Source organism: Bacteroides sp. AM41-16 (assembly GCF_003603495.1).
Lineage (GTDB): Bacteria > Bacteroidota > Bacteroidia > Bacteroidales > Bacteroidaceae > Bacteroides > Bacteroides uniformis.
In genome coordinates this window covers 1-11,834 of sequence record NZ_QTNE01000039.1, presented here as the reverse complement: position 1 = coordinate 11,834, position 11,834 = coordinate 1, and the positions used below count along the sequence as shown (strand labels likewise).

Sequence of the window (11,834 nt, the reverse complement as noted above, 5' to 3'; positions counted from 1 at the left end):
TTTTCTAGAGATAAATAATGCGTGACACAGTTTATTTTACACTACCGTGATAAACGGGCGTAACTGTTTAGACGGTGAAGAACTGCTGGATAATCAGGACTTGTGCCTGCTTCTGAAAGTAGCCCCCCGAACACTGACCCGCTACCGGAAAAAGGGAATACTCCCTTTCCTTATGCTGGATGGCAGGTGTTATTACCGTGCTACGGATGTACACAAGTTAATTCGGGAGAAAACCGATTAATTTTTTCTTTTCTAATGGCTTTCAATCCTGTTTTGTCGTGAGATAAGGCAGGATTTTCTTTTTCCTGTTCGAGTATATCCGGGACTTTCTGTATATTTGCAACAGTTTCATTAGAAAAAACAGTAGAGGTTGAGAACTTCTACCTTATATATAACATAACGTTCGCAGAACGTCTTGACACAGAAAACTGGTAATTTTCAAAAAAGACAAGACCCAAAGCGCAATGTTTCATGCTGTATGTGCATACGGCGTGGACTTGCCTATCTTGTCTTTTAGGTATACCAGTGCCTCTGTGTCGGGATAGCGTGAGTTCACGCTTTTTTTAGACGTACTGGCGAACAGTTTGCAATTAAAAACTGTTTGATACCAACTTATGAAACATTTAAAAACTTGTATTGCTGTATCTCTCGATGGCTTCATTGCCCGAAAAGATAATGATTTGGACTGGATGCTGGAAAACGTTAAAAAGGAAATTTCGGCAGCTTATGAACAACCCGGTGTATTTCTTGCCGGAGTGAATACTTATAACATGATTTTTAAACGTTGGGGCGGATGGCCGTACAAAAGTAAAAAGACTTTTGTAGTGTCCCACTACGATACCAATGTGACGAAAAAGGAGAATGTAACCTTTCTTACTGATATGCCCTTACGGGCAATCAATGAACTTAAATCAAGTTCGGAAACGGATATTCAGGTCATTGGTGGCGGTAAGTTTATAACCTCGCTGATTGAAGCGTCCCTGCTGGATGAAATAACGCTGTATATCGTTCCGGTCATGCTGGGGGACGGTATCAAGTTCATAGGAAAGACTTTCGGGTCGAAGTGGGAACTGACCGGACACCGGGTGATAGACAATCAGGTCGTTTGCCTGACCTACCAGTATAAAGGAGAATGATTAAAAAAAGCACCCGGTGTCCCTCCGGGTGCTTCAACCACAAAAATTCCAATTATAAATCTATCTATAATGAAACTTTCTGTGGCAAATATAACGATTTTCATCTTATTTCTTCGGTTTGCCTTTCTTTTCAGGGAACACGAAAGTAACATTAAACTGTTCGTCAAAGGCAAGTGAAGCGTCAAAGACTTTGCCGTTCTTGCTTTTAAAGCCTTTGATTAGCCCGGTTTTCCCGGTAGTCACCAGTTCGGTAATCTGTTTGTCCGTTAGCTGCTTGTCGCTCTTGTTGCGGAAGATGGTAACGGAACAATCCACATTGGAACATTTGGCGACTTTCGGATAGAAAAGGATGCGCCCGGTCTTGCATTTCGGGCAGATACAACCACTACCCGAAGCGAAAGAAAGCTGAACGTCCAAAAGTTCAGCCGTGATTTGCCGTGCATACACTTCGATACCTTTACGGAACGTGTCGGGGTTCATTTCTCCGCTTTCTATTTTGGCAAGCGTATTTTCCCACATTCCCGTCATTTCAACGTCTGCTATCTTCTTGTCCCGGATGATATTGTAAACGGCAAGACCTTTCTCGGTCGGGACAAGGTTCTTTTTCTCCCGAACGATATACTGGCGGGAAAACAGCGTTTCGATAATGGCTGCCCGTGTTGCGGGTGTGCCGATACCCGTATCTTTCATGCTGGCTTTTAGGTCGGCGTTTTCCAGTTCCTTACCCGCCGTTTCCATCGAAGAAAGCAAACTGCTTTCCGTGTGTAACGGTTTGGGCTTGGTCTGTTTCTCCAGTAGTTCAATGCCGGAAAGCGGTAAACTATCTCCGTCCTGCATGGCGGGCAAAGTGGCGTTATCTTCCCCGTCCTCTTTCTCGCCGAATACGGCACGCCATCCGGCGGACTTGATTACAGACCCTTTGACCGTGAAAAGCGACCCTGCACATTCCAGCGTTACACTGGTAACGTCTTTGACGCATTTTTCAGAAAAGGCTTCCAACATCCGTCCGGCTATCAGTTCATAGATTGCCTGTTCGTCCGTTTCCAGTTTACCGGGCAGGTTTTCCGTTACTATCAGGGCGTGGTGGTCTGTTACCTTGCCATCGTTCACGGAACGGGAATTTAAGGCTTTGCCTTTCATCCCGGCGGCATATCCGGCAAAGCGGGCGTACTGTTCCAAATTGACAAGACGTTCCGGGATTTCCTCGAACACGTCCTGTGAGATATAACGGCTTCCGGTTCGGGGGTAGCTGATTAGTTTACCCTCGTATAACTTTTGTGCGATGGATAGGGTTTTGTCTGCGGAAAAGTTCAGTTTGGTATTCGCTTCTTTTTGGAGCGTGGTTAAATCATAGAGCAACGGCGGTTCTTGGTTCACTTCCTTACGCTCTACGGTTTTCACCTGTACTGTTTCCGCTTCCTTTATCCTTTGCAGCGTGTCGATGGCGGGCTGCTGCTTATCGTATTTGTCTGCGGACAGTGCAGCAAAAGTTACATTTTCCTTTGCTGCCTGTAATTTCAGTTGCCAATACTTTTGCGGGACAAAGTTCTTGTTCTCTAAAAAGCGGGTACATATCATTGCCAACGTGGGCGACTGTACCCGTCCCAAAGAAAAAATACCTTGTCCGGCTGCCACACTTAAAGCCTGTGTACCATTAATTCCTATCAAATAATCCGCTTCGCTGCGTGCCTGTGCCGAAAGGAAAAGGTTGTCATAAAGGCTGCCGGCTTTCAGGTTTTGCAATCCCTCACGGATTGACTTGTCGGTAAGGCTGCTTATCCATAAACGGACAAAGGGCTTGTTGCATCCAATGTAATTGTAAATATATCTAAATATGAGTTCGCCCTCTCTCCCTGCATCGGTAGCGACAATTATCTTATCCGACTGGTCGAATACGTCTTTGATTACCTTTAGTTGTTTCAATGCGCCGGGGTCTGCCTTGTACCCTTTTTCCGCTTTCACTTGTCGGGGTGTAAGTTGAAAACTATCCGGGATAATAGGCAGACTTTCCCGGCGGAAACTCTGTATGCCGTATGCTTCCGGCATTGCCAAACCTACAAGATGGCCGAACGTCCAGGTAACGAGATACCCGTTACCTGAAAGATAGCCATCCTGTTTTTCACTCGCTCCTAAAATACGGGCAATGTCCCTTGCCACACTTGGTTTTTCTCCGATTACTGCAATCATTCTAATTTTGATTTTAATTGTTTCACTTCTTTTTGTCTTAGGATTTTCCGGTCATAGTAGATGTGATAGCCATCTATATAATATTGTCGGTTCTGCTCGTCTATGGCTTTCCAGTCTGTTTTGTAACAGACAAGGGTAAACAGGGCGAAACCGACAACCGGGATAAGGATTAACACCGCTATCATCTTTTGCGTCCCCTGCTCTGTTTGGGTTTGTCCGTCTGCTCCTGCTTCTCCTTTTTATCCTGCTTGGTCTTTTGTTTTTCAGTGGGCTTGTCCTGACCCTTTTTCAAGGGTTCTTTCACTTTTTTGGTGGCTTCGTTGGTCTTGCCTTCCGAATTGACCGCTACCTGTGTGCGGTTCTTGCTTGCCGGAGTAATCTCTTTTACGGCGGAACGGTCAAAGCTGGGATTGTCACTGTAAAAGCCTAACTTCTTCTTATCATGGTTCACCTGAATATAAGCATCGTATTCACCCCCCCGCTTGTCTTTCAGCCCGGCAACAAAGATGGTCTTGTCATTGACTAAATCCTGCTGTTGCTGGCGGGATAGCTCTATTCCTGAAATGCTTTTGGGAATGGTTACACCGTCACTGGTGACAAGGCTGTTCTGCTGCGTCTGTTTCTGCCCTTGCTCCTGTGACTGTTTGGCATTGGGATAGATAAATTCCAGACTTTTCTTATCGGCATTGACCTGAACGGTTGCGGAAAAGGGATTTTTACGGTTGGAAATCATATTTTCAAGGAATACCCCTTTTCCTTCCCGTAAGGCTTGCTGCTGTTCCTTACTAAGTTTGACACCCTTTATTTCATCCGGTATTTGGACGCTGCTTGCACGCATGGAAACCAATTCGTTTGTTACCTTATCCACGCTGACGAAAGAGGGTATCATTTCTCCCGTGATATAGTTTTTCAGGTTTACTATCCGTCCCATGTTTCCCGTTTCAAGAAGATTGGCTTTATCCTCTTTGGAAAATTCATGTCCGAAGAACGGGCGTTCAAGTTCCGGCTTTTGTCGGATGCCGTGTATCGCCAAAACTACATTCCCGTCCTTGTCGTGCCGGAAAGATAAACGTGCGTCCAGTTTCATAATGGCTGAATTGTAGTTACCTGCAATGGTGAACGCTCCGGGCGACTTGTACCCCCTTAACATGGGTTCTAAAGCCTTTGCCTTTTCAAGCTGTTCTTTGGATAGCCCGAAGTTTTTCAGGGCTTCCCAGTCCACCTTGTCGGGGTCGATGTAATATTTGCTTTTGTCGGGTTGCTGCGGTGCTTGTGCCGTTGGCTCTTGCTGCGGTTGCTGCGTTTGGGTCGGCTGTTCGTTCTTCACTTCCTGTTTCAGTGTTTCAGGTTTTACTCGGTAACGTGCTATGTCCGCTTCATTTTCAGGTGTCGGATTGTTGAAGTTATCCCTGATTACTGGTTCAATTTTGGGAAGTTCCAACTTTGGGATTTTGAAGAAGTTGAAACGGGTCGGGTTCTTCAACTGGTTCATCATGTTGGAAAAGAAGTTGGAAAAGAAATCACCGTGACGGTCGAATTTCAAAAGTTCGCTGTTGTTCTCCGGCGGTACGGTTTGGAGTTCCCCGTTTTCATCCACGCCTTTTACTGCGCTGATTGTCTTTTTCTCCTTATCCAGTACAAGAAGAATATCCATCATCTGTTCGTCAGTGGTGGACTGGTTGGCTGTGTTTACATCCATAATGTTTTGAATTTTAGTGAATAAATAAAATTTTCGGAAGTAAAAGTAAGGATGAAATAGAGTATATTTAAGGATTTGGGAACGGGTGGCTTCATTAGTCCTCGTTTGGCTTCATTAGTCCGCACAAACAGAAACGGCAACCTGTAAAAAGCTGCCGTTTGTCTGAAAAATCTTTTATTCTTCTGTTTTTATTAAGTGCTGCAAATTGGGGTCGTTCTTTATCCGTTCCATTTCATCCGTGACAATCTGCTGAACTTCCTGCTTGACCCGGTTGTAATTTGCCTGTATTTCTTCCTGCATCCGGTCGTTCCCGTCCTTGTCCCTGAAATCTATGATTTGGGGTAGCTTTTTGTAGTTGGCTGTTTCCCGTTTCACTTGCTCGTTATCCACCACAATTTCCGCATGGAATATTTTCTGCTCTATCCGTTCATCGAAATTGTCGCTGACCGCACCCACGAACATACCCTGCGTTAAGTTGGATATTTTACTGGGTGGTATCAGGCTATCCATCTGCGTACTGATAGAGGTTGATTTATCATTCCGGTTGATAGTCATACTTTGGCGTTTCTGCAAGACCTTTCCGAAACGGTCTGAAAGCGTTTTTGCTGTTTCAGAAACCACCTGACCGCTAAAAATATTACCAACCGTATTTTCGATTACTTTGCTTTCCTTGTCCCCATAGTCCCGGCGTAACTGGCTGAAATCCTGAAAGCCCAAACAGACCGCTACCTTGTTGCTTCGTGCCGTTGCTATCAGGTTATCCAGTCCCCGAAAATAGATGGTCGGTAATTCATCAATGATTACAGAACTTTTCAGTTGGTGCTTCTTGTTTATCAGCTTCACGATACGGGAATTATACAATCCCAAAGCACAGGAATAGATGTTCTGACGGTCGGGATTGTTACCTACTACTAAAATTTTAGGTTCTTCCGGATTGTTTATATCCAGTGAAAAATCATCCCCTGTCATTACCCAATATAAAGCGGGTGAAATCATCCTCGAAAGCGGGATTTTAGCGGATGCAAGCTGCCCTTGCAACTGGTCTTGGGCGTTGGATTCCCATGCGTCCATGAACGGTGAAAGGTAGTTTTCCAGTTCGGGATAACTGGTTAAAATTGTAAACGTATCGGCATATTTCTTATTCAGGAACTCGATTGCGTGCGGGAATGTACAATACTTACCACCCTGATATATTTTCAAAAACCAAATGATAGAAGCCAGTAAGATAATCGGGCTTTCCACAAAGAAATCTCCCTGTTTGGTTATCCAACTGCGGTTCAAATTTAACATGATTGTGTAACTGGCTTCGTATGCGTCCGATATGTCCGTCATAAACGCCGGATTTATCGGGTTGCATCGGTGGCTTTTGCGTGGGTCGTCAAAGTTAATCATGTAGAATTTAGGCTTTACCTTATACCCGTCTAAATGATTGATTAAGTGATTGTAAGCTATCTCTGAAAGGTCAGGGAATTTGTAGTCATAAATATAAACAGCAAAGCCTTTTTCGATTTGCTGTTTGATGTAATTATTGACTATCGCATACGATTTTCCCGAACCGGGTGTGCCTAAAACCATGCTTGCCCTGAACGGGTTTACAATGTTTATCCACCCATCGTTCCACTTCTTTTTATAGTAGAAACGGGTCGGCAGGTTGATAGAATATTCGTTTTCTATCAATCGTGTTTCCTGTGCGAAACTTTCATTCTCCAAATTAAACACATCATCCATCAGGTTATTTTTCAGCAAACGTGAAATCCATACTCCGGCAGCAAGTAGGGAAAGATACCCGGCTGTCATGGTAAAGATATACAAACCTGTATTTGCAGCCAGTGGCAACGGCAGAACCAACAGCCACCAGTTCAGGAAAAACAGGATAAAACCGATTGTCAGAAATACATAAATCTTGTTCCATGTGATTTTTTCCTCTTTCACTCCCTTTGTACCCAAACAGGAAAGCGCAAGGAATAGCACCGAAAAAAGTTTGGTATATAGGATATTGGAGAACAGCCCGGCGGTACGCTGAAAGTTCAACAGGATTTTATCGACTACCCCGATATTGATACCCCACTCCCGGAACGACTGGTAACAAAACCAGTAAATGTTTATCACTACAAATAAAATACTGATTGCCCGCATAAAGTCCATGACCTTTGCAAGACCTCTTAAATCATCTTCATTCTGCATAATTGAAATTTTTATAGTTATTAAATACGTCTTTGTTTCTTCTTTTTTTTCTTCTTGGGTGGTGGAATTTGGCTGTTGTCGGGTGGCGTATCGTCCCCACCGGATAACAGACTGAACAGTCCGGCAATGGCTTTACCTGTATTTGAAATATGTCCGGTCGGGTTAAATTCCGGCGTGTGTTCCTGCGTTTCCTGTTTGCTGTTTCCCGTCAAAGTACGGGAGCCGGAAAACAGGTCGTTGAACACATTGGCGGAAAAGTCCTTTCCCAACCGTGAACCGTTCAGGACGGTACGGTTTTCGTGGTCGATGAATGTTACACCGTATATCCTGCCTGTATCGTTCTGCCGGAAAAGAACATCTATACCTTTCTTTTTCAGTTCTTGTTCCAGTTCCTTACAATTATGGACGGATTTCATTGCTGCGGCGACTGTCCGGCGGGTACGCTCTTTCAGGTTCTTGTCCTGAATGTCCTTTGTGGATTTCTTGATGTGTCGCTGGATGGCTTCGTAACCTACCGACTTACCCAAAGAGGAAGATTTGAACGGGTTTCCCTGCTTTTCTCCTTTATCATTGGTCGCCGAATAGACAATGCCGTTATAGGGTTTTCCGTTCACTTCCCCTTTCACTTCTTCCGCCTGTACATTATATATAGATAGCAACGCTTTGTATTCCGTGAAACTCTGGAAACGGTAACTGCTGGCAAGGGCTTTCACCGTATTGGATAACTGGTGCTTTACATCCCCTGCCCGGTAGTCCACCTTTTTCAGTTCCGGGCGTTCGGTAGCCTGTTTCTTCTCCGCCGGATGCAGCCCGTACTTCTGTTCCAGTTCACGGGTGATTTGTTTGCTGCGGATATGCTCGAACTTGTCGTTTATCTTTTTGCCCGTTTCATCCACCCGGATGGAAACTATATGTATATGATGCCTTGCAATATCTTCGTGCTTGTAAACCATATACGGCTGGTTGCCGTACCCTAACTTATCCATATACTCTTTGGCAATATCCGCCAACAGGTTGTCGGAAAGTACATCGTCCGGGTGCGGGTTCAGGGAGATATGGATAATCGGTTTTTCCGTTTTCAAGTCTGCGGGCAGGTGCATATCGAAACATTCCATACAACGCCGGATGCTGAAATTCCCGTCCTCGCTTTCAAACATACGGTTACTTAAAAGTACCTTTCCCTGTTCTTCGTCCACCTTGTTTTGGTTGTAGGAAAGCGCACCGAACAGGGAACTGCCTACGCTTATCTTTGCAACCATCTTGTTTCAAACTCACGGGTCAGTTCAATAATTTGGCGGTTCAGGTCGGCAAGTTCTATCGTTGCCTTTTCCAGTTTATAGAGAAATGCGAGTGCTTTCTTCTCTGAAAAATTGGTATTTAGTGCCTTTACCACCTGATTATAATTCACGGCGATACCCCTGTACTGGGAATATAAAGCGGTCAGCCGGGTATAATATTCTACTGCCGCCTTGTCGATTTTAATCACTTTGAACGGTTCGCCAAAGATGCGGGCGGTGATAAAATGCGCTTTGGTGCGCATACCGGACTGGTCGAACAATGCCAAAAAGCGGGCGTGGTCTATCGAATTGAAGCTGATAGAGTACCGGAACACTGCCGGGTCTGCTTTGGGCTTTCGTCCTGCGCCACCCGGACGGGACGCATTTTCATTTTTCTGTTTCATGCTACATTTTTTTTAAAGGGTTACGACTTCGGAGTGACCCTATCCCGGCTTCGTCCGGGCAAGGCGTTCAAAGCTGCTGAAAGAATTTCAAGCTGCTTAGAACACACCTTGCTATTTGCCAGTGCAAATAAAAATCCGCCTACGGACGGATTGGAGTTAGCGGATATTGGAACGCTCCCGGCATCGGGGGCTTGGTTAGCCTGACCGATACCTTTCGGTTGCAAAGTAACAGGTATTAAAAATGCTGTGAAATAGCGGGTTATAGGACAAATGAGGACAAACGGGGACATTTGAGGACACATCTCGAAAGGGATTGTTTTTCTACGTTTATTTGTCCCGGATTTAAGAAAGAAAGCAATATGGATAGATGGAAATATGGATTGAAAAGCGAACGGAAAGAAAGCGGTTTTGAAAACTTGAAAGCAAGATTTCAAGATTGCAATCTTTCAAGAAAGCAAGAAAACAAACTGGATGGAATGAATGAAAGGAAACAGTCATTCAATCGGGAAAGAAAACAGTCTGCAAAGAAAACAAGCTGTCTTTGCAGAAAGAAAGCAATCATTTCAGCTTTCGAGCTTTCAACATGGAACGAAAGAAAACCATCCGCCAATCTGTACGGATGGAATGAAATAAAGATGTATCACAAGAAAGAATTATTACAATGAAGAAAGAAACCTTGTATGTGGCTTTCTCCACCCAAAAGGGCGGGGTCGGCAAAACAACGTTCACCGTCTTGGTGGCAAGTTACCTGTATTACCTCAAAGGGTATAACGTGGCGGTCGTGGATTGCGATTACCCGCAACATTCCATTTCTGCCATGCGCAAACGGGATGCCGAACAAGTAAACGGTGACGATTATTACAAACAGCTTGCTTTCAGCCAGTTCAAAGCATTGGGAAAGAAAGCGTACCCGGTGCTGTGCAGTTCACCGGACGAAGCGATAAAAACGGCGGATGAATTTCTTGCGTCTGCCGGGTCAAATTATGATGTGGTCTTTTTCGACCTGCCCGGAACGGTGAACAGTGAGGGCGTTATCAATTCCCTTTCAGGGGTGGATTATATTTTCACTCCCATAGCTGCCGACCGGGTGGTATTGGAAAGCAGCCTTTCCTTTGCGGTGGCTATTGACAAACTGCTGGTTAAGAATGAAGCGTGCCGACTGAAAGGGCTGCACCTGTTTTGGAACATGGTAGATGGACGGGAAAAAACAGACCTGTACACCCTGTATGAACAGACCATCGGGGAACTGGAATTACCCCTTATGAAAGTATTTATCCCGGACACCAAAAGGTTTAAAAAGGAACTGGACGCACAACGTAAAACCGTGTTCCGTTCTACGCTGTTCCCGGCGGACAAACGGCTGGTAAAGGGCAGTAACATGGAAGAACTGATAACCGAAATCGCATACCTTATTAAACTGTAACGATATGGCAAAGCAAAGCGGCGGGAAACCGCAAATTGACGAGGATTTTATGAAAGAGATTATTTCACAGGGCTTGCCCGTGAAAAAACAGGAAACGCCATCGGTGGCAGTGGAAACACCGGATAAGCAGGAAACGGCAGATAAACCGGAAATCAAGGCAGAACCAAAGGAAGAAAAGGCGGTGAAAGAACCTGCCCGCCGGAAAAAGAATACTCCGGGCGATTATCGGGAAACCTATTTCATGCGGGTGGACTTGACCGACCGACAACCGTTATATGTCAGCCGTACCACCCACGAAAAGCTAATGAAGATAGTAACCGTTATCGGCGGACGCAAGGCAACCGTCAGCAGCTATGTAGAAAATATCCTGCTCCGGCATTTCGACCAGTTTCAGGACGAGATAAACGAACTGTACGAAAGCAAATTTGAAAAGCCGTTCTGATATGTTGAAATGGTTTATTATCGGAACGCTCCTGTATTACGCCGTTCTCTTATGGCGATACCGGGATAGCTTGGGAACATGGTTCACGGGTGGGAAAAAACAGCCGGAACAACCGGAAAGCAAACCGACCGTGAAAGCCGGAAACGGGGATTGTCTTGTAGGTGCAAGCCGTTACCGGATGGGACAAATGAGGACAAACGGGGACATCTTAGGACACCTTTCAAAAGGGGTTGATAATGCTTCTATATTTGTCCCGCAAAGCGATGAAACGGTAACTGAAACACCTGCTGCGCAAGCGATTGATACCGAATTTGAAATGGAATTTGAAACGGAAAATACGGAAGAAACGGACGTTTCGGCGAATGAAATCGAAACGGAAGAAATCGCCTGCTACATGGGTGACGGTGAACCGGAAATGGCACAGGGTATCACGCTGGGTGAGCTGGCTCAAATGGTTCAGGTTATTCAGATAAAACAAGCATCCGACACAGAGGAACGGCAAGCCGTTCAAACCATCTGCCGGACGGAAACAAACCTGTTTCATTCGCTGGTGGAGCAGATTAACGGGGGCAGGTCACGGGTGGCGGAGCTTTTACAAAAGCATGAGATACCCGTGCCCGCCATCGTCCCGGCTGCCGGAAGTAATGAAATGGCAGACTTTGACATGAACGATTTTCTTTAATGGTAAACTTTAAATAATAAGATGATGAAACAAAGAGATTACGGTTAAGACAAACCTTTCTAAACACTGGGGAACACTCCCCGCAACCACAAAAATTCAATTATTAATCACTCCGCCGGGCGGACTATCCAACCGTCCGGCAATTTAAAAATCAATGTATTTATAATGAAAAAGAAAGTTCTCTTTTCGGCAGCCGCTCTATTGGCTGCATCCGCTACGTTTGCGCAAGGTAACGGCATGGCGGGGATTACGGAAGCTACCAACATGGTAACGTCCTATTTCGACCCGGCGACAAAATTAATCTACGCCATCGGTGCGGTGGTGGGCTTGATTGGCGGCGTGAAAGTGTATGGCAAGTTTGTGCGACGTGAAGTTGCGTAAGTGATTGTGTAACATCAAG

The 11,834-nt window shown here is 45.2% G+C and carries 11 protein-coding genes and 2 pseudogenes; 7 read left to right on the top strand and 6 right to left on the bottom strand.

Annotated features, from left to right (window positions below; all coding sequences use genetic code 11):
• Positions 1-46: 46 nt before the first annotated feature.
• Positions 47-241 (top strand): annotated as a pseudogene (locus DW896_RS21130) (helix-turn-helix domain-containing protein); the annotation flags it as partial.
• Between the two features lie 373 nt (positions 242-614).
• The gene (locus tag DW896_RS21125) at positions 615-1,136 is read left to right on the top strand and encodes a dihydrofolate reductase family protein (protein ID WP_007216071.1); all 522 of its coding nucleotides are present in this window, start codon (positions 615-617) and stop codon (positions 1,134-1,136) included.
• 105 nt (positions 1,137-1,241) lie between these two features.
• Here the strand turns inward: DW896_RS21125 and DW896_RS21120 are convergent, their stop codons facing one another.
• The 6 genes from DW896_RS21120 to mobA all read right to left on the bottom strand — a co-directional run bounded on the left by DW896_RS21120 (position 1,242) and on the right by mobA (position 8,887).
• Positions 1,242-3,323: a type IA DNA topoisomerase gene (locus DW896_RS21120; protein ID WP_119993780.1), complete on the bottom strand. Its 2,082-nt coding sequence runs from the start codon at positions 3,321-3,323 to the stop codon at positions 1,242-1,244.
• Entirely contained in the window at positions 3,320-3,508 is a 189-nt protein-coding gene (locus tag DW896_RS21115) for a hypothetical protein (RefSeq protein ID WP_119993778.1), read from the bottom strand. The genes DW896_RS21120 and DW896_RS21115 overlap by 4 nt, the downstream gene beginning before the upstream one ends.
• Positions 3,505-5,022, bottom strand: a complete 1,518-nt coding sequence (locus tag DW896_RS21110; protein ID WP_119993776.1) for a DUF3945 domain-containing protein — start codon at positions 5,020-5,022, stop codon at positions 3,505-3,507. Before DW896_RS21110 ends, DW896_RS21115 begins: the two co-directional genes overlap by 4 nt.
• A gap of 174 nt (positions 5,023-5,196) precedes the next feature.
• Entirely contained in the window at positions 5,197-7,206 is a 2,010-nt protein-coding gene (gene mobC, locus DW896_RS21105) for a conjugal transfer protein MobC (protein ID WP_119993774.1), read from the bottom strand.
• A gap of 20 nt (positions 7,207-7,226) precedes the next feature.
• Complete coding sequence (gene mobB / locus DW896_RS21100; RefSeq protein ID WP_119993772.1) at positions 7,227-8,465, bottom strand: conjugal transfer protein MobB; 1,239 nt, start codon at positions 8,463-8,465, stop codon at positions 7,227-7,229.
• Positions 8,450-8,887: a conjugal transfer protein MobA gene (mobA, locus tag DW896_RS21095; RefSeq protein WP_115484112.1), complete on the bottom strand. Its 438-nt coding sequence runs from the start codon at positions 8,885-8,887 to the stop codon at positions 8,450-8,452. The genes mobB and mobA overlap by 16 nt, the downstream gene beginning before the upstream one ends.
• Before the next feature lie 359 nt (positions 8,888-9,246).
• Here mobA and DW896_RS21085 point away from each other — a divergent pair, with 359 nt between their 5' ends.
• The 5 genes and pseudogenes from DW896_RS21085 to DW896_RS21065 form a co-directional block, all read left to right on the top strand.
• Positions 9,247-9,552, top strand: coding sequence for a hypothetical protein (locus DW896_RS21085; RefSeq protein WP_119993768.1), 306 nt, complete (start codon positions 9,247-9,249; stop codon positions 9,550-9,552).
• Positions 9,549-10,310: a ParA family protein gene (locus DW896_RS21080; protein WP_119993765.1), complete on the top strand. Its 762-nt coding sequence runs from the start codon at positions 9,549-9,551 to the stop codon at positions 10,308-10,310. Before DW896_RS21085 ends, DW896_RS21080 begins: the two co-directional genes overlap by 4 nt.
• A gap of 4 nt (positions 10,311-10,314) precedes the next feature.
• The gene (locus DW896_RS21075) at positions 10,315-10,752 is read left to right on the top strand and encodes a DUF3408 domain-containing protein (RefSeq protein WP_119993763.1); all 438 of its coding nucleotides are present in this window, start codon (positions 10,315-10,317) and stop codon (positions 10,750-10,752) included.
• Between the two features lies 1 nt (position 10,753).
• Positions 10,754-11,434: a hypothetical protein gene (locus DW896_RS21070; RefSeq protein ID WP_119993761.1), complete on the top strand. Its 681-nt coding sequence runs from the start codon at positions 10,754-10,756 to the stop codon at positions 11,432-11,434.
• A 165-nt stretch (positions 11,435-11,599) separates the two neighbouring features.
• Positions 11,600-11,794, top strand: a pseudogene (locus DW896_RS21065) (DUF4134 family protein); the annotation flags it as partial.
• Positions 11,795-11,834 lie beyond the last annotated feature (40 nt).